The organism is Roseiarcus fermentans, assembly GCF_003315135.1.
GTDB classification, from domain to species: Bacteria; Pseudomonadota; Alphaproteobacteria; order Rhizobiales; family Beijerinckiaceae; genus Roseiarcus; species Roseiarcus fermentans.
Genome location: NZ_QNRK01000040.1, coordinates 33,953 through 58,555, shown reverse-complemented (window position 1 = coordinate 58,555; position 24,603 = coordinate 33,953). Strand labels below are relative to the sequence as shown.

The following is a 24,603-nucleotide window of genomic DNA, read 5'->3' as shown; positions in this document are numbered from 1 at the left end:
ATGCTGGTCTGGTCGCGCTCCGGCAGGTTTCTCGTCTGGACGGTCGCGGCGCTGCTGATCGGCGTCGTCTTCCTCGCGCCGCTCGCGGTCATTCTGGCGGCGAGCTTCGCCGCCCAGTGGAACGGCGCCTTGCCGAGCGGATTCACCCTCGAGCACTATCGGGCCGCCGGAACCGGCGCGTCGGGCGACGCCGTGTTCGCGAGCCTCGCCACCGGGGTCGCCGCCAGCGTTCTCGCGCTCCTCAGCGGAACCTGGGCGGCGCTCGCGCTGCGCGCGCAAGGGCCGGCCTGGAGCCGGACGCTCGGGATCCTGTTCTTCGTTCCGAGCGCGGTTCCCTCGGTGTCGGTCGGCCTCGGGCTGCTGGTCGCCTTCAGCCAGCGGCCGCTGCTCCTGAACGGCACGACGGCGATCGTGATCCTCGCCCATTTCGTGCTGATCTCGGCGTTTTCCTTCGGCAACGTCTCGGCCGGGCTCGCCCGCCTGCCGCCCGACTTCGAAGAGGTGGCCTCGTGCCTCGGCGCGCGCCCCGCCTACCGGCTGGCGAAGGTGACGCTGCCGCTGATCGCGCCCTATGTCGTCGCCGCCTTCGGCCTCAGCTTCGCGCTGTCGATGGGCGAGCTCGGCGCCACCGTCATGGTCTATCCGCCCGGCTGGGTTACGCTTCCGGTTGCGATCTTCGGCCTGACCGACCGCGGCGACGTCTTTTCCGGCGCGGCGCTGACGATGATTCTGGTCGGGGTGACGCTGACGCTGCTGATCGGCCTCGAGCGCCTGCCGATCGCCGCCGCCGGCCGCCGGGGCTGACGCGCCGGAACCCGGCGCGCGCCGAACCTGGAGATCGACCGCGCGCATCGGCCGTTCGGCCCCTGTTGGGGGCGCGTGGCTCTTCCGCCGCGTCCCGTTCGACCCGGACAGGCGGTCCGCCGGTCGTTGACGGAATTGGGCGGAAACGCTGCCGCCGAGGCTGTTCGCAGCCGCGGCCGTCTGTTAGGCGTTCCGCTCTGTGGATTGTGCGCGATGCGCTCAGCGGACGCCCTCGGGGCGTCGCTGGTCGGGAGGGCCGTGGCCGTCGGCGACAGGAATCTTTCGGGGTCTGACGGCGTCCCGGACGATGGTCCGGGATCGGCGGCCGTTCTTCGCAAATTGGGGTTCGAGAAGATGCGCGCCGGCCAACCGGCGCAAGCGGTCGATCTTCTCGGTCGCGCGTCGGCGCGGGACCCCGACGATCCCCAGGCGAATCTCGGTCTCGGCATCGCGTTGCAGGCGATGGGGCGACACGCGGAGGCGCTCGCGCCTCTCGAACGGGCGCAGAGGGCGCTGCCGCAGGGTCCGCTGGCGTTTCTGCGCGCGTCCGTGTCGCGCCTCGCGCTCGGCGAGGCCGAGGCCGCGCTTCAGGCCGCAGCCGAAGCGTGCGCGCGCGCGCCGCAGCTCGCGCAGGCCCATTCGGCCCGGGGACAGGCGCTGATGGCGCTCGGCGATCCGGCGCGCGCCGAACAAGCCTTCATGGCCGCGCTCGAGCGCGCGCCGCAATGGGCGGACGCCTGGGTTCTGTGCGGCGCGGCGCGCCACCGGCAGGGCGCGATCGCGCGCGCCGAAGCCGCCTTCCGCGAGGCGCTGCGCATCGCGCCCGACCACGCCGTCGCCAAGGCCAATCTCGCCGCGCTGGAGCGCGCGGGCGACGGCGGACGCCTCGCCGCCGCGACGACGCCGGACGTTCGGCGCGATCGCGCGGAAAAGACCGGCGACGGCCCCCTCGCCCTGTGGAAGCCGGAAGATCCCGCCGCGGCGCTGGGGCTCGCGGTCGAATACCTCAGCGGCAAACCGGCCTTCGCAAGGCTCCAGTTCGGCGAATGGTCGCGCGTTCTCTTCTATCAGGCCGCTCGCGGACACAACCTCTTCGTCGTCGATCAATCGCGGCGGGTCCACGGGTTCCTCGGCTGGGCGTTCACGGTCCGGGCCGCGGCGGAAAAGTGGGTCGAAGGGCTCTCCGGTCTGCGCGACGACGAATGCCGCGCGGGCGACTGCGTCATCGTCAACGCCTTCGCCGCCGACACGCGCGACGCCAATCGCGTCCTCGTCGAGGCGATGCGCGAGCGCTTCGCCGACAAGCGCACCCTCTATTTCAAGCGCCATTATCGCGACGGCCGGACGCGGCCGATGCGCGTCAACGTCAGCCCGTTCGCCCGCGGCCGCGCGCGTCGCGACGAGCCGCGCGAGAGCCCCGATCCGGGCGTCCGTTCCCGCGACGAGGCCTGAAGATCGTCCAGCGCAGCGCCGGCGGCGCGGCGAAAGCCCCATTGACGCTCCGCCTCTCGCCCGCGTAGCTCGCGTCTCGACGTTGCGAGAGTCTCATGGCCGCATATGCGAGGCTGGGCGCCCTGTCGCTTCTGTGGGGCTCGTCCTTCCTCCTCATCAAGATCGCGGCCGGTCTGTTGGCTCCGCTCGGCTTTGCGCTCGCCCGGGTCGGCGTCGCGGCGGCGACGCTCCTGCTGGTCGCGGCGGCCTCCGGCCGCCTGTGGCCCGGCTCGCGGCCGGGCCTGTGGGCGACGCTCGCGGGCCTGTCCCTGCTCGGGCAGGTCGCGCCTTTCCTGCTCCTCGGCGTCGCCGCGCGGCTCACGACCAGCGCCGACATGGCGCTGATGATGGGGGTCGCGCCGATCTTCGTCTTTGTCGCGGGGCGGTTCGCGCCCTCCGGCGACCGCTGGACCTTGCTCGGCGCGTTCGGCCTCGCGGTCGGCTTCGCCGGACTGGGTCTCGCGCTCGCCGCGCCCGCGGCGGCCGCGGCCGGCGGGGGAAGCGCGATCGAAGGCCGGGCTTTCGCGCTCGCGGCGGCGTTCTGCTACGCCATGAGCGCGCTGACCTCGGGACCGGCGACGCGGGAGATCGGCGCGGTCCGGGCGGTCGCCGCGTCGATGACGCTCTCGACCCTGCTGCTCGGCCTCGCGGCGCTGGCGGGCGCCGCGCCGCTCGCCAATCCGGCGGCGGAATCGTCGCCGCTCGCGCCGCTCGCCGCCATGGCCGCGCTCGGCGTCTTCAACACCGCGCTCGCCTATTTCGTCTATTTCCGGCTGATCGCCAGCGAAGGCCCGACCTTCGCCAGCCTCAACAACGACGTCGTCCCCGTGGTGGGCGTCGTGGGCGGCGCAGCGGCGTTGGGCGAGTCCGTCGCGCCGACGGCCTGGGCGGGGCTCGCGCTGGTTCTGTCGGGCGTGGTGTTGACCGGCCGGGCGACGCGCTCAGGCGAGGGCGCGCGCTCGCGCTGACGAAATCGGGCTTGGCGGCGCTTCCGGGAGGGCGCGCGTCCAGCGCGCCCGGGCTGGCGGGACGCCGCCCGTCCCGAGTCGCCGGCGCCGGGCGAAGCCCCTCAGGGGACGCGGCTGGGCACGCGCACGTAGGCCGGCTTCCAGCCCGCCGGCACGACGGTTCCGCGCAGGCCGCCGCGCGGCGGCTCGTCGTCGTCCTTGGGCGGGAACATCACCGCCGCGGCGCAGACGAGGCCGCCGAACGAGGTCATGAAGCCGATATAGAGCAGAAGCAGCGCCTCGAGGCCGAGCCCGCTGTCGTGCATCAGCGGCCACAGGCCGAACGGGTCGAAAACCAGCAGCAGCGTGGCGCACAGGGCGCCGCCGAGCGTGCCCATGATCCAGTGGAAAATCATGTAACGGACGAGCGGGTCGAGCTTCTTCGGCCGCCGCGCGCCGGCGTCGTAGGCAGGGGTCTGGTCGACCCTATCCGAATCCGCCATCGAACCCTCCGTTTTCACCCGGCGCCCAACCTCCCGATCGCCAGCGATAGTCGTTGCCAAGCGATTGTATCCCTATGGTCGCCGCGGTCAAATCGGCGCTCTTTCAAACGCGCGGCCGGCGCGCGCAGTTCCCTGTTTCGCGGTCAACTCCGCCCCTTCAGGGCGTCGGCGAGCCGGATCGCGGCCGACCCGGGTTTCAGCGGCTTCGGCTGGCTCGCGTGCGGCGCCCAGGCGCTGAGCCAGAGGATGTCGAAGGTGGCGCGCAGGCGCCCGTCCGGGTCCGCGAACGCGTCCCCGTAGATCGCCGCGGCGCGCGCCAAAACCTCGCGCCGCAGCGGCCTGCGGCTGCGATCGACGAGGGCGCTGGCGGCGCCGAAGGCGCGCAGATCGCGCATCAAGGCGACCATGTCGCCGTAGCGCACAATGGTCCGGTCGAGGTCGATCACGGGTAGGGCGAGCCCCGCCCGCTGCGCCAGCGAACCCAGGGCCCGCAGGTCCACGAACGGCGCGACCCGCGGCGCGGCGCCGCCCAGAACCTCGCTCTCGGCGCGCGTCAGGCTCTGGCGCAATTCGGTCAAGGTGTCGCCGCCGACGAAGGCCGCGACCAGGAGCCCGTCGGGAGCGAGCGCCCGGCGCATCTGGACCAGCGCCCCGGGCAGATCGTTGACGCTGTCGAGCGCGAGCAGCGACACGGCGAGGTCGAACCGCCCGTCGGCGAGCGGCAGCCGCTCGACATCGCCCACGGCGCGGAAGCCATCGCCGCCGCCGAGGCTCGCCAGCGTCGGCGCCAGCCGCACGACCCGGTCGACCTGTCCGCCGGCGAGCAGCGTGGCCGCGGCGTGGGGACCCGGCGTGCCGAGGTCGGCTGCGAGCGCGAAACGGCGCCGGACGAGCGCGAGCCGGTCGGCGAGCTCGTCGGCCGTGCGGCGCAGCAGAAAGTCGGCCCCCGGCTCGGGTCGCGCCCACGCCCTGTCGAGCCGGCGTCGGACCAGCGCGCGGTCGAAGATCACGGGAGGCGGCGGCGAGGGAGAGGTCACGGCTCCCCTTATGCGACGAGCGGTCCTCTCGCGCCAAGTCCGGATCGGGTCTATTCTCGCCCGCATGGACGCGGAATTCGCCCCGGGCGGTTACCAAGCGGCCGCGCCGGAGTGGGGCCGGCGGGCGCGCAGCTTCGCGCTCGCTCTCGCCAGGTCCGCGCTCGACACGCTCTATCCGCCGACCTGCCTCGCCTGCTGCGCCGCGACGGAGGCGCACGGCGCGCTCTGTCCGCGCTGCTGGCGCGCGATGCGCTTCATCGAGCGGCCGTTCTGCGACCGTCTGGGCATCCCGTTCGAGCAGGATCTCGGCGAGGGTCTCCTGTCGCCGCAGGCGATCGCCGACCCGCCGGTGTTCGCCCGCGCCCGCGCCGTCGCCCGGTTCGAGGACGGTCCGGCGCGAAAACTCGTCCACCGCCTGAAATATTCCGACCGCGCCGAGATCGCGCGGCCGATGGCGCGCTGGATGGCGCGGGCGGGCGCCGACATCCTCGCCGAGGCCGACTGTCTCGCGCCGGTGCCGCTCCATCCGCTCAGACTCTGGCGGCGCCGCTTCAACCAGGCCGCCCTGCTGGCGCGCGAGATTGCGCGCGCGACCGGAAAACCCTGCGACGCCGGCGCGCTCCGCCGCGTCAAGGCGACCGCGAGCCAGGTCGGCTTGAGCCGGGCGCAGCGGGCGGAGAACGTCCAGGGGGCGTTCCGGGCCGCCGACGGGGCGGCGCTGAAGGGGCGCGCGATCGTGCTCGTCGACGACGTGCTGACCTCGGGAGCGACCGCCAACGCCGCTTCCCGGGCGCTGCTCAGGGCGGGCGCGGCCCGGGTCGACGTGCTGGTGTTCGCGCGGGTTGTGACAGGCGGGTGAACGCCCATATAGTGCGGGGCGAAAAGCCACATTTCGATGGAGTCGAGGGTCCAGTGCAGCCGGTCGTCATCTACACCAAATCAACCTGCCCCTACTGTCACGCCGCCAAGGCGCTTCTGAACAAGAAGGGCGCGGCGTTCGACGAGATCGGCGTCGACGGCGACCGCGCCGCGCAGGCGGCGATGGCGGAAAAGGCGGGCGGCCGGTCGACGGTGCCGCAGATCTTCATCGGCGGCGTCGCGATCGGCGGCTGCGACGACCTCTACGATCTCGACGCGGCTGGCGAACTGGACGGGCTTCTGGCGGGTCGGGGATGATCAGATACGCGCTCGGCTGCGCCGGGGGACACGAGTTCGACAGTTGGTTTCCCGACAGCGCCGCCTACGAGACGCAGCGCCTTCGGGGGCTGGTCGCTTGCCCCGAATGCGGCTCGACCGCGGTCGACAAGGCGATCATGGCGCCGGCCGTGGTCGGCGGCGACCGCGCGGCGCCCGAGACCAGCGCCGTGGCGCTGCTCGACGACCGGCGCCGCAGCCTGCGCGCGATGGCGGCGCACCTGCGCCGCGAGATCGAGGCGAACACCGACGACGTCGGCGCCAAATTCCCCGAAGTCGCGCGCGCGATCCACGCCGGCGACGAGCCCGAGCGGGCGATTCGCGGCCGGGCGACCCCGGAGGAAGCCAGGGCGCTGATCGAGGAGGGTGTCGGCGTAATGCCGATCCCGGCGCTCGCGGACGAGATGAACTGAGGCTTCCGGCGGGCTGCTTTCCAGCCGGACCGGCCGGCGAGGATCTGCGGCGTTGAAGTACCTCATCGACATCGACGACCTCGAGCGGCAGGGCGTCCTGAAGCCGGACGTCGCCGCGACGCTGCGCGACCGGGCCGGCGAGAGCGTCGTCTCGTCGGCGATCAACGTCGTGCTCGGGTTCGGCGCGATCGCGGTCGCGGCCGGGGTGATCGCGCTGTTCCCGTCCGGCTGGCTCGCGACGGCGATCGGCGCCGGCTTCGTCGCCGCCGCCTGCGCCGTGATGGGGAGAGCGTCCGGGTCCTGGGGCCAGCTCGCCGGCATTTGGATGGTCGTCGGCGCGCTGACGCTGTCGGTTTCGGTCGGAATCCTGATCGACCGGCCGCTCTGGTCCGCGGCGGCCGCCGCGACGATCCTGTCGGCCGCCGCCGTCCTCTCCCGCAGCCATCTCCTGACCGCGCTCGCCCCGCTCGCGCTCGCCGCCGTCATCGGCGCGAGCGCCGGATATTGGGACGCCTGCTACGAGGTCGCGGTTCGCGAGCCGGCGGTGACGATCGCGCTGTTTGCGCTCCTCGCCCTCGCCGGCTGGCAGGCCGCCCGCGTCCTGCCGCCGCCCGCTTGCGACCTCGCGCTGACGCTGGCCAGGATGTCGGTCATCCTCGTCAATGTCGGGTTCTGGGTCGGGTCCCTGTGCGGCGACTCGCCCGGCCAGTTGTGGCGCGGTCCGGAACCCGCCGGGCGGCTCGATCCGCAGATCCCGGCGGTCGCCTTCGCCGCCGCCTGGGCCGTGGCCCTGGTGGTCGCCGGCTGGTGGGGCGCGCGGAGCGGCCGGCGGTTCATGGTCAACGCCGCCGCGACCTTCGGCGCGATCAATTTCTACAGCCAGTGGTTCGAGCGCCTCGGCGCGAACCCGCTGACCGTTCTGGGCGGCGGCCTCGTCGCGATCGCTGTCGGGTCGGCGCTGCTGCGCTACAACGCGCACGGGCGGGCGGACTGACTGCGCGCCGGCGCCGGGGTCGCGCTGGTCCGGGCGTCCGGCGCTAAGGGCCGGCGAGCGCGGCCGCGCATCGTGGCGGCGGATGGACGCGGCGCTCACGAGAAGAATGACGTCAACGCAATTCCTTGCCGGCCGCGCAAACCTGTTCTATATTTGTTCATGCCAGACAGGACAGCGAGGCCGGCCATGTGGTCCGACAGACTCGACCGCGATCACGGGCTCGGGGGCGGCGCGGACGCAACACCCAAGCCGCCATCATCGCGAGGAGCGAAGCGACGTGGCTCGTCATCGCGAGGAGCGAAGCGACGTGGCTCGTCATCGCGAGGAGCGAAGCGACGTGGCGATCCAGGGGGCGCGGCCGAGGTCCGCCGTGTGCCGGGCGGCGCCGCGCTTCAACGTCGGCGCAGGCGGCCCCTGGATCGCCGCGTCGCCCTTCGGGCTCCTCGCGAGGACGGCGGGAAGTAACAGCCAAGCCGGGGGGAGGCGGTGGGCAGTAGGCAGGCAGTGGGCAATCCCTCTCCCTCAGGGAGAGGACAGGCCGCGAAGCGGCCAGGTGAGGGGGCGCCACGCCGACGGTCGGCGTTCCGAGCCCTCATCCTGCCGGGCTTCGCCCGGCGGTCCTCTTCCCAAGGGAGAGGGCGGCGCCGGCTTGGGAGTTACGGCGGGGACCGAAATGCCGCGCAAGCCTCTGGGAAGTCACGTTTCCGGAGCCGAAGCGCCGGGCTCTCCGCTCGCCGATCCAGATTGCGGACAGCGGGCCGCCGAGACGGAAGCGGACCCGGCGGACCGGGCCGGGCCCCTCGCCGGTCGGCTTCCGCGAGGAGCGAGGCGATGACGGCGCGAGGGCGTCGCGGGCCGTTGCGCGCGACAGCGAAAGTCCATGCAATCCGCCGGAGATTGCCGGAGCCGCGCCGGCGCTGGCGCGGCCGACGGCAGCGCGGCCTACTCGGCCTTCACCCGGAACTCCTGCGCTTCCACCACCGTCGTGCCTATCATCGTGCGCACCGAGATCCGGAACGGCATCCACACCCGGTCGGCCTCGATCGGGGCGAGCCAGACTTCGACGTCCTTGTTTTCCGCCATGAACTTGGTCGCCGGCCGGTCGGGGCTGTGGCCGGAGATCGGCACGTAGCGGGCGGCGCAGACGACCACCGGCCCGTCGTAGCCCTTCGCCTTGGCGCTGCGCTCGCCGACATAGGTGAGGTCGATGTCGAAGCGGGTGTAGCCGTCGAAGATCGGGATTTTCCGGTTGCAGGCCTCGGTCGGCTGCATCGCCCCCGAGGCTGGCGCGGGAATCACCACGGCGCCGACCGGATCGACGATGTTCTGCTCGTCGTGCGCCCCGAGCGGAACCCGGTCCGGCTTGTCGTCGAACGGCGGCGCGATGTCGACCCCGGTGACGGCGTTGCCGGCGAGCGCCATGCGGATGGTGCGCGTCATCTGGCTGCTGGCCGCGGTGGTGGCGAAGGTGGAGGGCGAAACCCGCCCCGCGACGATGGCGCCGGCGCCGGTCGAGGCGCCGCGGGCGTTGGCGAACAGCCGCGCGAGGCCGGTGAGTTTGGCGTCGGCGCGGATCGCATAGCTCGACGGCGACAGCGCGGCGTCGAGATTGGCCGATCCGATCGGCAAGCCGACGAGCGAGACCCGGTAAATGGCGTGCAGCATGTCGGCCCGCGCCGCCGCGACCGGGGCCAGCGCCGCCGCCGCGACGGCCAGGCCGAGGCGAATTCCCGTCGATCGCAACTTCATCCTCGTCATGGCTCCGGTTCCGAATCGCAACAGTGTTTCGAGAGGCGAATAATGGCGAATTCCGGCGCGAGCGCGTCGACTCGGATACGAAACCCACAGGCAGGAAAAAAGTCATGCGGGCCGCGTGTCAAGGTCTTGCGGCCGGCTCGCGGCCGGACATAACATCCGCCCATGGTCGAGACGGTCATCACCATTCGCCCGGCCCGTTTGGGCGACGAAGGCGACATCGCCGAGGTCCACGACGAGGCATGGCGCGAAGCCTATCGCGGCGTCATACCGGGCCGTGAGCTGGAGCGGATGATCGCGCGCCGCGGTCCGACCTGGTGGCGCATGGCGATTGCGCGCCGCACCCCCCTCATGGTGCTCGAATACGGCGACTCCGTCGTCGGCTACGTCAGCTATGGCCGCAACCGCGTCCCCGCGCTCGGCTACGGCGGCGAAATCTTCGAGCTTTACCTTGCGCCGGCGTGCCAGGGCTGCGGGCTCGGGCGCCGGATGTTCGAGGCGGCGCGCAAGGATCTCGAAGGCCACGGCTACGGCTCGTTCGTAGTCTGGGCGCTGGCCGACAACCAGCGGGCGGTCGGCTTCTACGAGCAGCTCGGCGGTCGCGTGGTGCGCCGGGCGCATGAGACCTTCGGCGGTCAGGAGCGCGAGCGGGTCGCTTTCGGCTTTGGCTGACGCCGTTTCACCCCTATAAGGCGACGCGCGCCACGGCCGCCCGGGATCGGCGGCGGACGCGACGACTATCCTGGAGCTTGGCCCTTGAATCTGAACGCTTTGCCGATCGGCAATAACCCGCCGCATGACGTCAACGTCGTGATCGAAGTGCCGCTCGGCGGCGAGCCGATCAAGTACGAGATGCATAAGGAAAGCGGCGCGCTCGTCGTCGACCGGTTTCTCTATACGCCGATGCGCTATCCGGGGAATTACGGCTTCATTCCGCACACGCTGTCGGGCGACGGCGACCCGTGCGACGTGATCGTCGCCAACACCCGCGCCGTCGCGCCCGGCGCGATCATGGACTGCAGGGTCGTCGGCGTCCTGATCATGGAGGACGAGGGCGGCGCGGACGAGAAGATCATCGCCGTGCCGGGGGACAAGCTCACGCCGCGCTATCACGACATCTTGAACTATTCCGACCTTCCCGACATCACCCTGAAGCGGATCGAGCATTTCTTCCTTCACTACAAGGACCTCGAGCCGGGCAAGTGGGTGAAGATCCTGCGCTGGGGCGACGCCGACGAGGCGAAGAAACTGGTGATGGAAGGCATTGAGCGCGCCGAGCAAGCCAAGGGGTGAGATCCCCGCGGAGAGGGTCGTGAAGCGGTCGTTCGTCGACGCCCGAATCGACGAGATGTCGACGCTGTGCCAAAGGCACGGGGTCGCGCTTCCGCCGTTCGCGCGCTGGACGGAGGCGGCGTTCCGGGCGAACCGCGAGGCGTCCGACTTTATTGCGTCGCGCGGTCTCGGCTGGAACGTGGTGGAGTTCCGCCCGGGCGCCTTCGCGACCGACGGGCTGACGCTGTTCACCCTGCGCATGGGCGACTGGCGCGATCTCGGGTCGAGCCGCGGCCGCCTCTACGCGGAGAAGGCGATCATGAGCCTCGACGGGCAGCGGGCGCCGCACCACTATCACGTGGTCAAGACCGAAGACATCGTCAACCGCGGCGGCGCGCGCTTCGTGGTCGAACTGTTCATGGTCGACGACCTCGGCCGCCCGACCCGGGAGCGCTTCCGCGTGCTCAAGGACGCGAGCGTGCTCGACCTCGGACCCGGCGACCAGGTGCGGCTCGAGCCCGGCGAGAGCCTGACGCTCGAGCCCCATGTCGCCCACGCCTTCTGGGCCGAGGGCGGGACCGCGCTCGCCGGCGAAGTGTCGCTCGCCAACGACGACGCCTCGGACAATTATTTCGTCCCCCCGCTCGCGCCGCCCGCGCTGATCGAGGAGGACGCGCCGGCGCGGCGCGTGACGGTGAGGGACTACGGGCGGCTCTGACCGGCGGCCTGCGATCGCGTCTTTCCTGGCGCGGCGCTGACGGGTCCGCCCGGCGCTGCGTGGGAGGGGCGAAATGGTCGGTATGGCGCTTTCCAACCCTTTGCTCGTTCTCGGGCTCGTTCTCCTTTTCGCGGTGGTCCTCGGCGACGCCTCCGAGAGGATCGGCGCGCCCTGGATCAGTGGCTGCATCGTCGCGGGCGTGTGTCTCGGGCCTGACGCGCTCGGCCTGCTGTCGCGCTCCGAACAGTCGGCGTTCGGCGATTTCCTGCAGGCCTCGCTCGCGCTGATCGCGTTCAACATCGGCTGTCGTCTCACCGTCCCGAGGCTCAGCGAGGTCGGAAGGAGCGCGGCCGCGCTGGCGATCCTGCAATTGGCCGCGCCGATGCTCGCGGTGCTGGCGGCGCTCCTGCTGGCCGGCTATTCCTGGCCGACCGCCGTGATCGCCGCCGCCGTCGCGCCGGCCACCGCGCCGACGACGACCTACGCGGTGGTGCAACGCCGGCAGGCCTCGGGTCCTTTCGTCGACCGCCTCCTCGCCATTCTCGCGATCAACGACGCGGCGACGATGCTCGTGTTCAGCGTGGTTTCCGCGGCGACCGTCGCCTGGATCGGGGCGCCGGGGGCGGGCGGCGACGCCTTCGCCGCGCTGCGGGCGGCGGCAATGCGGGAAGGGTCGTCGGTTCTGGTCGGCGCCCTGCTCGGCGGACTTTACCTGCTCCTCCATTCCGTCGTCGCCGACGGCCGTCCCGGCTCGGCGAGCCGGTTGCGCGCCATGCTTTACGCGCTGCTGCTGGCGTCGGTCGGCGCCGCCGTCGAGTTCGGGTTCTCGTCGCTCCTGACCCCGCTCGCCCTCGGCGTCGTGATCGCCAACGGCGCCCGCGAGCCCGAGGAGACGCAGACCGTCATCGGCGATGTCGAGGAGCCGCTCTACATGGTGTTCTTCGTGCTCGCCGGCGCGCACCTGCCAGCTGCCGATCTCGCGCGGGGCGGGATCGCGGTCGCCGGCGTCGCCTACATCCTGGCGCGGTTCGCCGGCAAATATGGCGCGATCTTTCTGGGGGCGCTGGCGCTGCGGCTGGACGCGGCGACCCGGCGCTATCTCGGCCTGTGCTTTCCCTCGCAGGGCGGCCTCGCCATGGGCCTCGCGCTCGCCTGCGCCGGATCGGCCGCGGTCCGCGCGCTGCCTCCGGGCGCCTCGGGACAAGTGGACGCCGCGGTTTCCATCGTGCTGCTCGGCGTGCTGGTGTCGCAGGTGCTGGGGCCGATCGTCATTGACTTCGCCGTTCGCCGCGCCGCGGCGGCCGCGGCCGATGGGTGAACGCCGGGCCGCTCACCCCGCCAGCCGCTCCATCGCGGCGAAAAACTTCGCCCGGACCCGCTCGGCGTCGACCGCGACCGCGACCTCGGTGTTGGCGAGGCGCCCCCAGCGGCCGTCCCAGTCGACCACCGTCGCCCCCGTCGTCAGCCGCCCGGCGGTCTCGACGTCGACGGCGGCGCGGCGCGTCTCGACCAGCCCGGGATCGAGCGCGACCGCGACGGCGAGCGGGTCGTGCATGACCAGGAAACGGCGGCCGCTCTGGCGCTCCATGCGCTCGAAATAATGGCGCGCCGAATCCTCCAGAAAGCGCAGGAGCGCCGGCGCCCGTGGGCCGCCGCCGCAGCGGGCGGCGAGCGCGGCGAGATCGGCGCCGTCGATCGTGACCTTGCGGGTGACGTCGAGGCCGATCGCGACCACCGGCGCCGCGCCCGGGCCGCCGAAGGCGCGGAACACGATGCGCGCCGCTTCGGGATCGTGCCAGATGTTGAACTCGGCGCTCGGCGTCACATTGCCGTGCGCGGCGTAGGCGCCGCCCATGATGACGAAGCGCTTGACGTGGCGCGGCAGGTCGGGGTCGCGCATCACCGCGAGCGCGATGTTGGTCAGCGGCCCGGTGGCGACGAGGGCGAGCCGCCCGGGTTCGGCGCGCGCGGCGGCGACGATGGCGTCGACCGCGTGGACGGTCGAGGCCGGCTCCTGCGGCTCGGGCAGGCTGGCATGGCCGAGGCCGGTGTCGCCGTGCACGGCGCGCGCGTCGACGGCCTCGGGCGCGAGCGGGACGGCGGCGCCGGGCGCGACCGTCACGTCGCCGCGGCCGGCGAGCGCGAGCACCGCGCGGGTGTTGCGGGTGGCGGCGGCGAGGCTGACGTTGCCGACCACGGTCGAGACGCCGACCAGCCGTGGCCCGGCCTCGGCGCAGGCGTAGAGCAGGGCGTAGGCGTCGTCGATGCCGGTGTCGACGTCGACGAACAGGCGATCCGGCTCGTGAGACAAGGGATTTCCTTTCTACCCTCTCTTGCCGCGCCATCCCGGGCGGATCCGCGCCTCATTGTGCCGCCGCGCGCCGCGCGCGGTCAAACCCGGCCTAACGGCTAGCTGCGAAACCGGAGAAATTGCGGCACAATGGTCCCGAGACCGGGAGGGACGCATGATCTCCGACTGGGACGACGCCTACGCCAACGCTCCCCACATCGCCGACGCCGACCAGTTTCCGCCGCTCTGGGCCGGGCGCGCAGCAGAATTCGCCGCCCAACGGCGCTCGGCGGGACGCGCCGAGATCGACCTTCCCTACGGCGCCGGGCCTCGCCGCCGGCTCGACCTGTTCCTGCCGGACGGCGCCGCCAAGGGTCTGGTGGTGTTCGTCCACGGCGGCTACTGGATGCGGTTCGACAAGTCGATCTGGTCCCACCTGGCCGAAGGCGCCGTGCGTAGGGACTGGGCGGTCGCCATGCCGAGCTACACGCTCGCCCCCGCCGCGCGCATTCGCGACATCACGCTGGAGATCGCCGCGGCGATCGCGGTCGCGGCCGAATGCGTCGGAGGGCCGATCGCGCTCGCGGGCCATTCGGCCGGCGGCCAACTCGTCGCGCGCATGGCCTGCCTCGGCGGGCCGCTGCCGGACGCCGCGCGCCGCCGCTGCGTCCGCGTCGCGCCGATCAGCGGCCTGTTCGACCTGCGGCCGCTGATGAAGACGCGCATGAACGGGACGCTCGGGCTGGACGAGGCCGAGGCGGTGGCCGAAAGCCCCGCCTTGGCCAGGCCGGCCACCGACCTTCCGGTGGTCGCCTTCGTCGGGTCCGACGAGCGGCCGGAATTCTTGCGCCAGAGCGAACTGGTCGCCAACGTCTGGACCGGCCTCGGGGCGGAGGCCCAATGCGAGCAGGTGAGCGGGCGCCACCACTACGACGTGATCGCCGGTCTCTCCGATCCCGCTTCGCCGATGACGGCGTTCATTGCGCCCTGATCGGGGCGGTCCGCGACGAAGCCGCCGCGCGCCTTGCGCAGCCAGCGCGCGCCGAGCAGCAGCGCCACCGCTGCGAGGCCGGCGGCGAGACCGATCCACACGCCGACGCCGCCGAGCGGCGTCGCGAAGCCGAGCGCGACCCCGATCGGCGCGCCGAGTCCCCAGTAGCCGAGGAGGGCGATCACCAGCGGCCAGCGCGAGTCGTGCAAGCCGCGCAGCATGTTGGCGAGCGTCGCCTGGCTGGCGTCGGCCACCTGGAAGATCGCCGCGATCCACAGAAGCGAGACAGCGATCCGCACCGTCGCCGCGTTCGCCGGCGCGTCGACTGCGAGGAAGCCCGAGATCAGCAGCTTCGGGATGGCGATCATGGTCGCGGCGGACAGGACCGCGAACACGAGCGTCAGGCCGAAGGCGGCGGCGCCGGCGTGGGCGATCGCGGACCGATCGCGGGCGCCGTAGGCGCGGCCGATCCGCACGGTGGCCGCCTGGCCGAGGCCGAGCGGGACCATGAAGGCGAGGGAGGCGATCTGCAGCGCGATCGTATGCGCTTCCAGCGTCGCCGGTCCGATCAGCCCCATCGCCAGGGTCGCGGCCGCGAACACGCCGACCTCGGCGGCGATGGTCGCCCCGATCGGCAGGCCGAGCCGCCACAGGGCGACGAACTCGTCCCGGGCGAAGCGCCACGGCGGCGAGAACAGCGCGAGGCGGCGCATGCGCGGATCGATCAGCGAGAACCCGACCAGCAGGATGAGCATCAGCGTCTGCGACAGCGTGGTGGCGAGGCCGGAGCCGGCGATGCCGAGCGCGGGCAGGCCGAACTTGCCGAAGATCAGCGCATAATTGGCGAGCGCATTGAAGCCGACCGCGACCAGGCCCGCGAGCAGCGGCTCGCGCGGCCGCTCGAACGCCGCGAACACGGAACGGCCGGCGAAGAACATCAGGCTCGGCGCCAGCCCCCACTGGAACGCCCACATGTAGCGCCCGGCTTCCCGCGCGAGCTCGGGCGGCTCGCCGATCGCCGTCAGGATCGCCGTCGTTTGGGACAGGAACGCCCACGCGACCGCCGCGATGACGAGGGCGGTGAGAAGCGCCTGGTGGGTCGAACGCCTGACGCCGTCGAGCGCGTCGCCCGCGCCGAGCTTCGCCGCTGCGATCGGCGACACCGCCGCCACGACGCCGATCCCGAGCAGGAACGCCGGCTGGTAGAGATTGAAGCCGAGCGCGCCGGCGGCGAGCGCCTGCGGAGAGAGGCGCCCGAGCATCACATAGTCGGTCGTCGTCATCAGGGTGACGGCGAGATTGGCGAGGATCAGCGGCGTGGCCAGCGCGAGCGTCGCGCCCGTCTCGCGCGCGAGCGCGCCTCTCGCGCGCCAGCGGTCGGCTCGGGACGGGGCGGACATTGGTTTTGACCTTTGGCGCGAGAAAAGCCGGGCGTGATAGCCGAACGGGCCGCCGAGGGCAAATTCTGGGCAGGATGGGAGCAGGATGGGCGGCAATTGCGCTGCTCCGGAGGCGATTCCAGCCGGTCCGTCCACAGCATTGGGAGATTGTATCGGCGCCGCCGCAATTCGGTCATCGCGGCGCGGCTGTTGGCCCCGTCGCGCCGAGGCGCGACGCCTCGCGGCGGAGGGCCCTGTCGACCAGGGCGACGTCGCGGCCTGTTCGGCCGGGACTCGGTCCGGTAAGGAAGCGGGCCGGGCCCGCCATGGATCGGAACAAACACCGGCCCGGAGGAGTACGTCACCTTGCGAGAGCAGCCCCCACAGCGACCGCGAGACGCGGTCGTTTCGCCGATGAGAGAGACAATGAAACAAGGATCGACAAGGAAGCAGGGCTCGGCGGCGCCTGCGCGCTACGGCTCGGGCGCCGTTGCGTTCCACTGGACGGTCGCCGCCCTGATCGTCTTCCTCGGCGGCCTCGGGCTTCTGTTCGACGATATCCCGAAGGAGGCGCGGCCGTTCTGGATCAACGTCCACGTGTGCGTCGGCTTGGTCTATTTCCTATTGGTGATCGCGAGAATCCTCTGGCGGGCGACACACACGGCGCCGGACCTTCCGCCGGAGGTCGGCGCGTTCAGCCGAATAACCTCGGTCGCCGTGCACCACCTGCTCTATGTCCTGATGCTGCTGATCCCGATCGTCGGCGTCGTGGCGCGCGTCTGGCACGGTCGGCCGTTCGACTACGGCCTTTTCCAGTTGAATGTCGGCGTCGCTTCGAACCCGGCCGTGTATCGTCCCGCCGAAACCGTTCACCAGTTGCTCGCCTACGCCCTGTTCGCTCTCGCGGGCGCGCACATCGCGGGCGCGCTCTACCATCACTTCGTCCGACGGGACGGACTCCTGCTGCGGATGTCGCCCGGCGGAGCAGGCTGACAACGCCCCGCGGGCGGCGCGCCGCCCGCGGCATCCCAAGCCGTGTTCCTACGGGGGTGGTCCGGGTCCCGGATCGCCGCTGCCGGGCGCGCTGGCGTTTCTCCGCAAAAGGCCTATCTGCGGGAGCGGCCCGCCGTGCCGGGCGGCGCGACGGAGGAGAGGCGCATGATCGAACTCTACACTTGGGGGACGCCGAACGGGCGGAAAATCCCCATCATGCTCGAGGAGATCGGGCTGCCGTACACGGTCAAGCCGATCAACATCGGCAAGAACGAGCAGTTCGACCCGGCGTACCTGACGATCTCGCCCAACAACAAGATCCCGGCGATCGTCGATCCGGACGCGCCCGGCGGTCCGCTGTCGGTGTTCGAGAGCGGGGCGATCCTCGTCTATCTCGCGGAGAAGACCGGAAAGCTTCTCGCGCCCTCGGGTCCGGCCCGCTACCGGGCGCTCGAGTGGCTGAACTGGCAGGTCGGCGGCATGGGCCCGATGTTCGGCCAGCTCGGCTTCTTCGCCATGCGCTCGGAGGAGAAGTCGGCGCTGGCGATCGGGCGTTTCACCGACGAATGCGCCCGGCTCCTCGGCGTCCTGGAGCGCCGCCTCGCGGAGGCTCCCTATCTCGCGGGGCCCGACTACGGAATCGCCGACATCGCCTGCTACACTTGGGCCTATGCGGGATCGACCTTCCTCGAGCCGGTTCTCGGGCCGGTGTACCAGACCTGTCCGGCGGTCCGCCGCTGGCTCGCCTCGGTCGGCGAGCGCGAAGCGGTGCAGCGCGGCATGGCCGTGCCGAAGGTCTGAAACCCCCGTGGCGCCGCGTCCGGCCCGGGCGCGGCTATCGGGTCAGCAGCAGCCGGTTGTTCTCGACGAACCGCCACGCGCGCAGCCGCACCAGAACGCCGTAGGCGTCGAGGCGCTCGCGAAACGAGCGCAGCTTCGCGCTGGCGGCGACCTCGACGAGGCCGCTCACCGGAGAGATCAGCAGCGCCCAGGTGCGCGCGGCCCATTTCAACCGCCCCCCTGGCAGTTCGGTCGTCAGGTAGAACATTTCCGGCGTCGTGCGTCGCCACTTGCGGATCAGTTCGTCCCAGGTGCGACGCGCCGGGTGATGGATAGCGGCCTGCGGCGCGTAAGCCAGGGTGAAACCGAGGCGCGTCGCACGCCAGCCCCAGTCCACGTCCTCCGCCACGCGCCCGCGGAACGGGCCGACCCGGTCGAACACCTCGCGCGGGGTGAACATGTTCGCGGTCACGCAATAGTGGTGGTCGACGACATAGCGGCGCGTATCGAAGCTGAATGCGAGTTCGAAGGCCTCGACCGGGGTCGGATGCGCCGGATCCTCGACCTCGACGATCACGGGCCCGCCGACGACGTCGGCCTGTTCGAGCGCCTCGACGCCCCGCGCGAGCCAGTCCGGCTCCGGGCGGCAGTCCGAGTCGATAAACGCCAGCACCGCGCCTCGCGACGCCGCGACCGCCGCATTGCGCGCTTCGCCCGCGCCCTGGACCGGCGCCGCGACCGCCCGCGCCCGCGCGCCGCAGACCGTCGCGACCGCGGCGAGGCCGCAGCGCGAATTGTTGTCGGCCACGACGATCTCGAACGTTTCGCGCGGAAACGTCTGCCGGTCGAGCAGGTCGAGGCAGATCTTCAGGTTCTCGATGTCGTTATAGTGTGGAACGATCACCGAGACCGCAGGCGTCGTCGAAGGGGCCGGCGCCTCGGACGAGGGGACGGCGCGCCCATGGGGCGAAAGGGTCAAAGTCCGACGCTCCGTTCAATAATCGGTCTTTGAGCAACACAACGGCGAGCAATCGAACGCTGTCCGTCAAACAAGTGCGTAACGGACATGGTCGTCGCATGTCAAGACGACGAAATGAAAGGATTTTGTGTAAACTTATCCGGGCTCTGGCATCGCCGTAAACGTCAACGCGGAAAGATTACAGGCGCACCAATCGCTGACCCTCGCCTCGAGCATTTGGATACCGGCCACGATCGAGCACGACGACGGGGAACCCTCTCGCACAAGTCGGGCGCGAACGCCGGCCGCCGCCTTCCCGACGGTCGGCAGGACAAGGGCTGCGCGAATGCAGCGGCCGAGGCGGGCGCGAGCGCGGCTGCACCGCCCCCGGTCGGGCGCGCGGGGACGGGTTGGACGGCGACCGGCGCGCCTACCGGCCCGCGAGCCGGTCGCCAAACAGCGCGATGGTCTTGGCGTAGACGGGCGAAGCGTTCCACTGCAGAATCGCCGGGAAGTTCGGCTCACCCTCGTTCCAGCCCGCTCCGCGCTGCCAGCCGTGGGCGGCGAGGAAGGCGGCGGTCGAGGCGAGCGCGTCTCCCGAATTGTGCACGACATCCGCCGTCCCGGCCCCGTCGGGCGTGGTGGCGAACATCATGATCGCCGAGGGCATGAGCTGGGTCTGGCCGATCTCGCCCGCCCAGGCGCCGCGCAGGGACTTCGGGTTCGGCCAGACGCCTTTCTCGACCAGAGTCAGCGCGTCGATCAGTTCGGCGCGGAACCGGTCGGCGCGGCGGCAGTCCCAGGCGAGGGTCGCGAGCGCGGCGAAGGTCGGATAGGAGCCGTTGTCGCCGCCGAAGCTGGTCTCGAGGCCCCAGATGGCGACCAGAATCGCGCCGGGAACGCCGAAGCGCTGTTCGATCGCCGACAGCGTCGCGGCGTTTTTCGCCAGCAGCGCCTTGCCGCGAGAGACGATCCCCGGTGTGACGTGGGCGGCGGCGAAGGCCTCGAAATTGTGGCCGAGCATGACCACGCCGCGGTCGTGGGCGCCGACCGACGTATCGTAGGAGACCCCGCCGAGCGCGGCCTCGAAACTCGCCTCCGAGACGCCGTCGCGCGCCGCGATCTGCCGAAAGCCGGCCAGCCACTCGTGAAAGCCATCGGGCCCCTTGCCACAGTCTTCCGCGCGCGCCGCCGGCGCCGCGAGGACCGATCCGGCGACGGCCGCCGCCGCCAACAGCTTCTTGATCCGTCCCGCCATTCCGTTACGTCCCCTTGGCCCATCGGTCGCCCGGCCGCGAACGCCTGGCCTCAGGCTCCGTGGACGCCGGCGACCCTATCAAAGCCCGACGGCCGGGCAAGCCTCGCGGCGAGCCGGAGGATGGCGCATCGCCGCCCCGTCGCCCGAGTTCCGGCGAGGACCCGGAACAAGACGATCGTTCGTCGAGTTTAGCCGGCGCTTCTCGAGCCGGAGAGAACACAGATGGCGAATTCCTATGAACTTGGGGGAGACGGAGGCGGGCGCCCGACTGAGACCCCGTTCGACGCTCGAATCGGCGCGCCCGAGAAGGCGCGGTCCCCGTCCGATCCCGTGTACGGAAAGTCCCCGGAGGGCGACGACGCGGAGTCGGCCGCGAATTTGGGCGCGACCGCGAAAGCCGCGGCGGAGGCCCTCGAGCGCAAGGCGGCGCAACTGGCCGAGGACGTCGGCGACGAGCTCAGCCGGATGGGCCAACGTCAGAAGGCGCGCGGGGTCGATGCGCTACACCGGGTCGCCCGGGCGATCGACGGCGCCGCCGACGAATTGGAGGACCAGTCGCCGATCGCAGCGCGCACGGCGCGCGAGGCGGCGCGCCAGCTCGACGGCTTCAGCGACGCGATCGCGGGCCGCAGCGTCAACGATTTGGTCGACCAGGCGATGGGGCTCGCGCGTCGACGACCGGTCCTGTTCGTCGGCGGATCGGTCGCGGCCGGCTTCGTCGTCGCCCGCTTCCTGATGACCGGCGCGCGCGGATCGGCCGCCCGCTCGATGGACCCGCCCCTCCAGCCTTGAGGACGAAGCCATGGCCGCCACAGACAGCGCTCGCCCCATCCTGTCTCTGATGACGGAGGTCGCCACCGACCTCGGTCATCTCGTCCAGACCGAGTTCCGCCTCGCGCGCGCCGAGATGGGCGAAACGTTCGCAGCCGTCGCCAGCGCCGGGGTTTGTCTCGGCATCGGCGCCTTCGTTGCGTTCGCCGGGCTGATCGTGCTTCTGTTCGACATCGCCCGCTGGATCACGGTCGCCGGGTTGCCGTCCGAATGGAGCCTCCTGATCGTCGCAGGGGTCGCGCTGGTCGCCGGCGGTCTCGCGGCAATGGCCGGCGTCAACCGGCTCAAGGCGTCCGCTTTCGTGCCCAATCGCGCGCTCGGACAGATGCGCGAAGACTACGCGACAGCAAGGGAGCGCGCCCGATGACCTTGTCCGAGGACGCGGGAGCTGATCGCCTGTCGACCGCCGCGGCGTACGAGGCGGAGGCCGAGCTGACCCGCCGCCGTCTCGCCGGAAACCTCGACGAGCTCGCCGACCGGCTGACGCCCGGGCAGATCTTCGACGAGGCGCTGATCTATTCCCGCGCCGGCGGGGACACGCTGGCGCGCGCCCTCTCCAACGCCATGCGCGAGAACCCGGTCCCGAGTTTTCTGATCGGCGCCGGATGTGTGATGTACCTGTCGGAGAAGATGGGCGCGCGCGGCGGGTCGATCGCCGGCGCGTTGCGCAGGCCCGCGCCGGAGGCCGGCTACGATCGTTACGCCGGCCGCGTCGGCCGTCCCGGAGCGGGCGCGACAGAGACGTCGCGCGCCGTCGGCAACGCACCCGACACGAGGAGACGAACCGTAGCCGCTGCCGGCGGCGCGGTATCGAACGCGACCGTTGCGGCGTCGGGACCCTCGCGCCGCAGCGCCCCCGCCATGACCGAAAGAGCAGGAGCGTCAAACGCCATGCAATCGACAACCCATGATCTTCAAGAGCAGGCTTCCGGCGCCCTCGATCAGGTCGCCCGGAGCGCAGCCGGGGCCGCCGGAGCGGCGCGCGACGGCGCGGCCTCCGTCGGCGGCCGGCTGGTCGACACGGCCGATCGCACCCGGCGCGTCGCGCAAGACGCGGCGAGGCGCGGTCGAGAGACCGCGACCTCCTTCGTCGCCGAGCAGCCGCTGCTGGCGGCAGCGATCGGCGTCGCCGTCGGCGCCGCGATCGCGAGCCTCTTTCCCCCTACCGAGACGGAAAACCAGTGGCTCGGCGACGCCAGCGACCAGGTGAAGGACGCCGCCGGCAAGGCCGCGAGCGAAACGCTCGGGAGCGCGAAAAACGTGGCGAGCAAGGCGGCCGAGCGGGTCAAGTCCGCGGCGCGCGAGGAGGGTTTCAGCCCGGGCGCGGTCGTCGACGCGGCGCGCCGTCTCGATGATGGCTTCCACGAGGGCGTGAGGCCGGCGCCCATCCCCGGATTTGCCCCGAAGCCCGTGAGCGATGACCAGCGCGCCGGCCCCTGAGGCCGCGCCCGTGTCGGAGCGAAGAGGCGCGTTTTGGCCGCTGGTCGCCTACGCGGCGCTGTTGGCCTTGGCGGCGGCGCGCGCCGTCGCCGGCCGGGAGCGGGTTGTGCGCGGCGCGGGCGCGAGCGAGCCCGCGCCGCCGCGCCAAGGGCCGGGACCGGCGGCCGAAGGTGCGGGCACGGGCGCGGACGGCCCACGGGGTCGGGCGGCGGCGGCGCCGTGGAACATTCCGTGGCGCGGCTGGAAGGACATTCTCTGGCGCGTCTACATACAGATGAACGCGGGGCGCCTGCTGACGGTCGCCGCGGGCGTGGTCTATTATTGCCTGCTCGCGCTGTTTCCGGCGCTGACGGCGTTCGTTTCGCTCTACGGCTTGGTCGCCGATCCCTCGACCATCGATTCCCACCTCTCGCTCGTCGGCGGCATCCTGCCGGAGGGCGCGCTCCAGATCGTTCACGAGACGCTTCAGCGCCTGACCGCGAAAAGCGGCTCGGGCCTGAGCGTCGGCTTCGCCGTCGGACTCGCTGTCGCCCTGTGGAGCGCCAACTCGGGCATGAAGGCGATCATCGACGCGCTCAACGTCGTCTACGGCGAGATCGAAAAGCGCGGATTCGTCCGGCTGAACATTCTGTCGTTCATCTTCACGCTCGGCGCCATGGTTTCGCTGGCGGTGGCGATCGCGGTCGTGGTGGCGACGCCGATCGCGCTCGCCTTCCTGGGGCTGAGCGCGGCGTCGGACGCGCTCATCCGAATCCTGCGCTGGCCGGCGATCCTCGTCCTGATCGTCCTCGGCCTGGGAATCCTCTACCGCTTCGCCCCCAGCCGGCGCGAGCCGCGCTGGCAGTGGCTCAGCGTCGGCAGCGTCGCGGCGGCGGTCGCCTGGCTCGTCGCCTCGGTCCTGTTCTCCTGGTACATCGCCAATTTCGCCGCCTACGACGTGACCTACGGCTCGCTCGGCGCGGCGATCGGCATGATGGTGTGGATGTGGATCTCGATGGTCGTCGTTCTGCTCGGCGCCCAGCTCAACGCCGAGATCGAGCATCAGACCGCGCTCGATTCGACGGTCGGAGCGGACAAGCCGATCGGGCGGCGCGGGGCGACGATGGCGGACACGGTGGGGGCCGCGGCGGAATAGCCACCCGAGCGCGGCCTGGACTGTGAGGGCGAGGGTCGCGGTTGGGGAGGGTCGTGATTGGGACTGTCGATGTCATGGCGGACCGTTCGACGCCAACCGCGTGGTCACCGAAAGCACGTTGCAGCCAGCGCCGATGACGACATCGACGTCGTACTCTCCGCCGCCGAAAACGTCGACGTTCACACGAACGAGATTCGGCCCAAACACGACGGGATCGCCCCAGATCTGCATTTGCCCGAGCGGGCCAGTCTGTCCCATCGCCTTCAGGGCGGCGGCGTTGACGACGGCGACGCAACCGCCGGGTGTCCGGCCCACGCCCGCGTCGCAGGGCGCCATCGCGCCCAGCACCGCCGAAAAGGCCGCCGTGCACAAGGTCGCGATGCGGAGGGGGGCGTCATCAGGGGGGCCCATCGCCGGAATCGGCTGTCGCGCCGCCTGAAGCGGGCGACAGGCGTGGTCGATCGTCCGCCGCCGGCTCTCTCCCGTACCCGAAAGATCAGGAAGGGCCGTCGATACAGCCCTCGTTGCAATCGCTCTTGTGGCGGCTCAGCCCATCCACATCGCCCTGGCCATCCGGAAAGGGCGCGATGTGCGGAAAGCCCCACGCCGGCGCCGGAGGCGCAACCTGCGCAGTCGCGTTCGGCGCGATAGCGCCTCCCACAACGGTTCCGTGAATATGATGGTGGAGGTGGCGATGTGGGTGGACCGGCGGTGTTTCGCTCCCGGATGGAGCGGCCAGGACCGGTAGCGAAATCGCCGCCGCGAGCGCAATTCCTAAGATCAGGCCTTGTTTCATCGTGTGTTCCTTTCAGTTGAACCAATACAAAAACCGCGTTGAAGCTCCACCTGCGCCCAGGCGGTCAGTAAGGGCCGTCGATGCATCCCTTGTTGCAGTCCTCGATGTTGCGGCTCATTCCGTCCGTGTCGCCTTGTCCCGGCGGATAAGGGGCGATCTTCGGCCATTCGAGCGGTTGCGGCGGCGTCGCAAACGGGTTGAGGAAAGGCCCCTGGAAGGGCGTCCAGCCCGGAGCGGCCGAGGCGACCGGCCCGATCGCACCGCTCTCGACGCCGCGATGGGTGTGGCGCCGAAGGACATGATGATGGCGATGACCAAGGGCGATCGAGGTCGCCTCGCTGCCGAACGCCGCCGGTATGGATAGTGGAGCAAGCAAAGCGAAGCCGAATGTTACAGCAGCCGCAACCGCTGCAGAATTTACCACTGAACTTATCCTCGGAAAAATAAGACAGAAACGCTGGTGATCTTGGCAAGCGCTCCGGAAGTTGTGTCAAGATATGTATTTTATCCGACGTTACAATCCAGATAAACTAAATTATCTATTTATAAGGAAGAATTGAGTTGCCTCGACACTGCGTTCCTCTGGTCATTCGCGGTCGCGACGGTGCGGCGAGCCCTCGCCGC

27 protein-coding genes are annotated in these 24,603 nt (G+C 71.1%); 18 read left to right on the top strand and 9 right to left on the bottom strand.

The window, feature by feature from the left end:
• The 3 genes from DFR50_RS26085 (at position 1) to DFR50_RS26075 (ending at position 3,263) form a co-directional block, all read left to right on the top strand.
• Entirely contained in the window at positions 1 to 804 is an 804-nt protein-coding gene (locus tag DFR50_RS26085; RefSeq protein WP_113892279.1) for an ABC transporter permease subunit, read from the top strand.
• Between the two features lie 354 nt (positions 805 to 1,158).
• Positions 1,159 to 2,256, top strand: a complete 1,098-nt coding sequence (locus DFR50_RS26080; protein ID WP_170153399.1) for a tetratricopeptide repeat protein — start codon at positions 1,159 to 1,161, stop codon at positions 2,254 to 2,256.
• Between the two features lie 95 nt (positions 2,257 to 2,351).
• On the top strand, positions 2,352 to 3,263 hold the full coding sequence (locus tag DFR50_RS26075; protein WP_113892275.1) for a DMT family transporter: 912 nt from the start codon (positions 2,352 to 2,354) through the stop codon (positions 3,261 to 3,263).
• A gap of 101 nt (positions 3,264 to 3,364) precedes the next feature.
• Here DFR50_RS26075 and DFR50_RS26070 read toward each other — a convergent pair whose 3' ends face one another.
• Entirely contained in the window at positions 3,365 to 3,745 is a 381-nt protein-coding gene (locus tag DFR50_RS26070) for a hypothetical protein (protein ID WP_113892273.1), read from the bottom strand.
• A gap of 143 nt (positions 3,746 to 3,888) precedes the next feature.
• Positions 3,889 to 4,782, bottom strand: a complete 894-nt coding sequence (locus DFR50_RS26065) for a methyltransferase domain-containing protein (RefSeq protein ID WP_245428157.1) — start codon at positions 4,780 to 4,782, stop codon at positions 3,889 to 3,891.
• 64 nt (positions 4,783 to 4,846) lie between these two features.
• Here DFR50_RS26065 and DFR50_RS26060 point away from each other — a divergent pair, with 64 nt between their 5' ends.
• From DFR50_RS26060 to DFR50_RS26045, 4 genes are read left to right on the top strand one after another with little or no spacing between them, the layout of a single operon-like run.
• Positions 4,847 to 5,641, top strand: coding sequence for a ComF family protein (locus tag DFR50_RS26060; RefSeq protein WP_113892269.1), 795 nt, complete (start codon positions 4,847 to 4,849; stop codon positions 5,639 to 5,641).
• A 53-nt stretch (positions 5,642 to 5,694) separates the two neighbouring features.
• Positions 5,695 to 5,958, top strand: coding sequence for a glutaredoxin 3 (gene grxC / locus DFR50_RS26055; RefSeq protein ID WP_113892268.1), 264 nt, complete (start codon positions 5,695 to 5,697; stop codon positions 5,956 to 5,958).
• Complete coding sequence (locus DFR50_RS26050) at positions 5,955 to 6,389, top strand: DUF1178 family protein (protein WP_113892266.1); 435 nt, start codon at positions 5,955 to 5,957, stop codon at positions 6,387 to 6,389. The genes grxC and DFR50_RS26050 overlap by 4 nt, the downstream gene beginning before the upstream one ends.
• Positions 6,390 to 6,441: 52 nt before the next feature.
• A complete protein-coding gene (locus DFR50_RS26045; protein ID WP_113892264.1) occupies positions 6,442 to 7,383 on the top strand; it encodes a hypothetical protein in 942 nt (313 codons plus the stop codon).
• A gap of 942 nt (positions 7,384 to 8,325) precedes the next feature.
• Here DFR50_RS26045 and DFR50_RS26040 read toward each other — a convergent pair.
• On the bottom strand, positions 8,326 to 9,141 hold the full coding sequence (locus tag DFR50_RS26040) for a DUF3108 domain-containing protein (protein ID WP_113892262.1): 816 nt from the start codon (positions 9,139 to 9,141) through the stop codon (positions 8,326 to 8,328).
• A 162-nt stretch (positions 9,142 to 9,303) separates the two neighbouring features.
• Here DFR50_RS26040 and DFR50_RS26035 point away from each other — a divergent pair, with 162 nt between their 5' ends.
• The 4 genes from DFR50_RS26035 to DFR50_RS26020 all read left to right on the top strand — a co-directional run bounded on the left by DFR50_RS26035 (position 9,304) and on the right by DFR50_RS26020 (position 12,446).
• Entirely contained in the window at positions 9,304 to 9,810 is a 507-nt protein-coding gene (locus DFR50_RS26035; RefSeq protein ID WP_113892260.1) for a GNAT family N-acetyltransferase, read from the top strand.
• 84 nt (positions 9,811 to 9,894) lie between these two features.
• The gene (gene ppa / locus DFR50_RS26030; RefSeq protein WP_113892258.1) at positions 9,895 to 10,431 is read left to right on the top strand and encodes an inorganic diphosphatase; all 537 of its coding nucleotides are present in this window, start codon (positions 9,895 to 9,897) and stop codon (positions 10,429 to 10,431) included.
• A gap of 19 nt (positions 10,432 to 10,450) precedes the next feature.
• The gene (locus tag DFR50_RS26025) at positions 10,451 to 11,128 is read left to right on the top strand and encodes a D-lyxose/D-mannose family sugar isomerase (RefSeq protein ID WP_113892256.1); all 678 of its coding nucleotides are present in this window, start codon (positions 10,451 to 10,453) and stop codon (positions 11,126 to 11,128) included.
• A gap of 82 nt (positions 11,129 to 11,210) precedes the next feature.
• A complete protein-coding gene (locus tag DFR50_RS26020) occupies positions 11,211 to 12,446 on the top strand; it encodes a cation:proton antiporter (protein ID WP_210209049.1) in 1,236 nt (411 codons plus the stop codon).
• Positions 12,447 to 12,458: 12 nt separating this feature from the next.
• Here DFR50_RS26020 and DFR50_RS26015 read toward each other — a convergent pair whose 3' ends face one another.
• Positions 12,459 to 13,439 carry a nucleoside hydrolase gene (locus tag DFR50_RS26015; protein WP_113892252.1) on the bottom strand — a complete coding sequence of 327 codons (981 nt, stop codon included), beginning with the start codon at positions 13,437 to 13,439 and terminating at the stop codon, positions 12,459 to 12,461.
• A 157-nt stretch (positions 13,440 to 13,596) separates the two neighbouring features.
• Between DFR50_RS26015 and DFR50_RS26010 the strand changes: the two genes are divergently transcribed.
• Positions 13,597 to 14,409 (top strand): alpha/beta hydrolase, encoded by an 813-nt coding sequence (locus tag DFR50_RS26010; RefSeq protein ID WP_113892300.1) that lies wholly within the window; start codon positions 13,597 to 13,599, stop codon positions 14,407 to 14,409.
• Here the strand turns inward: DFR50_RS26010 and DFR50_RS26005 are convergent.
• The gene (locus DFR50_RS26005; RefSeq protein ID WP_113892250.1) at positions 14,346 to 15,809 is read right to left on the bottom strand and encodes an MATE family efflux transporter; all 1,464 of its coding nucleotides are present in this window, start codon (positions 15,807 to 15,809) and stop codon (positions 14,346 to 14,348) included. The genes DFR50_RS26010 and DFR50_RS26005 overlap by 64 nt on opposite strands.
• A gap of 405 nt (positions 15,810 to 16,214) precedes the next feature.
• Between DFR50_RS26005 and DFR50_RS26000 the strand changes: the two genes are divergently transcribed.
• Positions 16,215 to 16,781, top strand: coding sequence for a cytochrome b (locus DFR50_RS26000; protein WP_170153398.1), 567 nt, complete (start codon positions 16,215 to 16,217; stop codon positions 16,779 to 16,781).
• Between the two features lie 165 nt (positions 16,782 to 16,946).
• Positions 16,947 to 17,582: a glutathione S-transferase family protein gene (locus DFR50_RS25995; RefSeq protein WP_113892246.1), complete on the top strand. Its 636-nt coding sequence runs from the start codon at positions 16,947 to 16,949 to the stop codon at positions 17,580 to 17,582.
• 34 nt (positions 17,583 to 17,616) lie between these two features.
• Here the strand turns inward: DFR50_RS25995 and DFR50_RS25990 are convergent, their stop codons facing one another.
• The gene (locus DFR50_RS25990; RefSeq protein WP_210209048.1) at positions 17,617 to 18,540 is read right to left on the bottom strand and encodes a glycosyltransferase family 2 protein; all 924 of its coding nucleotides are present in this window, start codon (positions 18,538 to 18,540) and stop codon (positions 17,617 to 17,619) included.
• A 409-nt stretch (positions 18,541 to 18,949) separates the two neighbouring features.
• Positions 18,950 to 19,777, bottom strand: a complete 828-nt coding sequence (locus DFR50_RS25985; RefSeq protein ID WP_113892242.1) for a lytic murein transglycosylase — start codon at positions 19,775 to 19,777, stop codon at positions 18,950 to 18,952.
• 222 nt (positions 19,778 to 19,999) lie between these two features.
• On the opposite strand from DFR50_RS25985, the gene DFR50_RS25980 reads away from it, so the two are divergent.
• Genes DFR50_RS25980 through DFR50_RS25965 form a run of 4 tightly spaced genes read left to right on the top strand, consistent with a single transcriptional unit; the run spans position 20,000 to position 23,183 of the window.
• Positions 20,000 to 20,569, top strand: coding sequence for a hypothetical protein (locus DFR50_RS25980; RefSeq protein ID WP_113892239.1), 570 nt, complete (start codon positions 20,000 to 20,002; stop codon positions 20,567 to 20,569).
• Positions 20,570 to 20,579: 10 nt separating this feature from the next.
• Entirely contained in the window at positions 20,580 to 20,975 is a 396-nt protein-coding gene (locus DFR50_RS25975; RefSeq protein WP_113892237.1) for a phage holin family protein, read from the top strand.
• Positions 20,972 to 22,048, top strand: a complete 1,077-nt coding sequence (locus DFR50_RS25970) for a DUF3618 domain-containing protein (protein ID WP_113892235.1) — start codon at positions 20,972 to 20,974, stop codon at positions 22,046 to 22,048. The genes DFR50_RS25975 and DFR50_RS25970 overlap by 4 nt, the downstream gene beginning before the upstream one ends.
• A gap of 10 nt (positions 22,049 to 22,058) precedes the next feature.
• Positions 22,059 to 23,183: a YihY/virulence factor BrkB family protein gene (locus DFR50_RS25965; RefSeq protein ID WP_245428151.1), complete on the top strand. Its 1,125-nt coding sequence runs from the start codon at positions 22,059 to 22,061 to the stop codon at positions 23,181 to 23,183.
• A gap of 72 nt (positions 23,184 to 23,255) precedes the next feature.
• Here the strand turns inward: DFR50_RS25965 and DFR50_RS25960 are convergent, their stop codons facing one another.
• Positions 23,256 to 23,594 (bottom strand): hypothetical protein, encoded by a 339-nt coding sequence (locus tag DFR50_RS25960; protein WP_113892231.1) that lies wholly within the window; start codon positions 23,592 to 23,594, stop codon positions 23,256 to 23,258.
• Positions 23,595 to 24,043: 449 nt separating this feature from the next.
• Entirely contained in the window at positions 24,044 to 24,403 is a 360-nt protein-coding gene (locus DFR50_RS25955; RefSeq protein WP_147262926.1) for a hypothetical protein, read from the bottom strand.
• Between the last annotated feature and the right edge of the window lie 200 nt (positions 24,404 to 24,603).

What these genes read in the sequence shown, in the direction of transcription:
- DFR50_RS26085 (WP_113892279.1), top strand. Translation starts at nt 1, where the DNA reads ATGCTGGTCTGGTCGCGCTCCGGCAGGTTTCTCGTCTGGACGGTCGCG.
- DFR50_RS26080 (WP_170153399.1), top strand. Translation starts at nt 1,159, where the DNA reads ATGCGCGCCGGCCAACCGGCGCAAGCGGTCGATCTTCTCGGTCGCGCG.
- DFR50_RS26075 (WP_113892275.1), top strand. Translation starts at nt 2,352, where the DNA reads ATGGCCGCATATGCGAGGCTGGGCGCCCTGTCGCTTCTGTGGGGCTCG.
- DFR50_RS26070 (WP_113892273.1), bottom strand. Translation starts at nt 3,745, where the DNA reads ATGGCGGATTCGGATAGGGTCGACCAGACCCCTGCCTACGACGCCGGC.
- DFR50_RS26060 (WP_113892269.1), top strand. Translation starts at nt 4,847, where the DNA reads ATGGACGCGGAATTCGCCCCGGGCGGTTACCAAGCGGCCGCGCCGGAG.
- DFR50_RS26050 (WP_113892266.1), top strand. Translation starts at nt 5,955, where the DNA reads ATGATCAGATACGCGCTCGGCTGCGCCGGGGGACACGAGTTCGACAGT.
- DFR50_RS26040 (WP_113892262.1), bottom strand. Translation starts at nt 9,141, where the DNA reads ATGACGAGGATGAAGTTGCGATCGACGGGAATTCGCCTCGGCCTGGCC.
- DFR50_RS26035 (WP_113892260.1), top strand. Translation starts at nt 9,304, where the DNA reads ATGGTCGAGACGGTCATCACCATTCGCCCGGCCCGTTTGGGCGACGAA.
- DFR50_RS26020 (WP_210209049.1), top strand. Translation starts at nt 11,211, where the DNA reads ATGGCGCTTTCCAACCCTTTGCTCGTTCTCGGGCTCGTTCTCCTTTTC.
- DFR50_RS26005 (WP_113892250.1), bottom strand. Translation starts at nt 15,809, where the DNA reads ATGTCCGCCCCGTCCCGAGCCGACCGCTGGCGCGCGAGAGGCGCGCTC.
- DFR50_RS26000 (WP_170153398.1), top strand. Translation starts at nt 16,215, where the DNA reads ATGAAACAAGGATCGACAAGGAAGCAGGGCTCGGCGGCGCCTGCGCGC.
- DFR50_RS25995 (WP_113892246.1), top strand. Translation starts at nt 16,947, where the DNA reads ATGATCGAACTCTACACTTGGGGGACGCCGAACGGGCGGAAAATCCCC.
- DFR50_RS25985 (WP_113892242.1), bottom strand. Translation starts at nt 19,777, where the DNA reads ATGGCGGGACGGATCAAGAAGCTGTTGGCGGCGGCGGCCGTCGCCGGA.
- DFR50_RS25980 (WP_113892239.1), top strand. Translation starts at nt 20,000, where the DNA reads ATGGCGAATTCCTATGAACTTGGGGGAGACGGAGGCGGGCGCCCGACT.
- DFR50_RS25975 (WP_113892237.1), top strand. Translation starts at nt 20,580, where the DNA reads ATGGCCGCCACAGACAGCGCTCGCCCCATCCTGTCTCTGATGACGGAG.
- DFR50_RS25970 (WP_113892235.1), top strand. Translation starts at nt 20,972, where the DNA reads ATGACCTTGTCCGAGGACGCGGGAGCTGATCGCCTGTCGACCGCCGCG.
- DFR50_RS25960 (WP_113892231.1), bottom strand. Translation starts at nt 23,594, where the DNA reads ATGGGCCCCCCTGATGACGCCCCCCTCCGCATCGCGACCTTGTGCACG.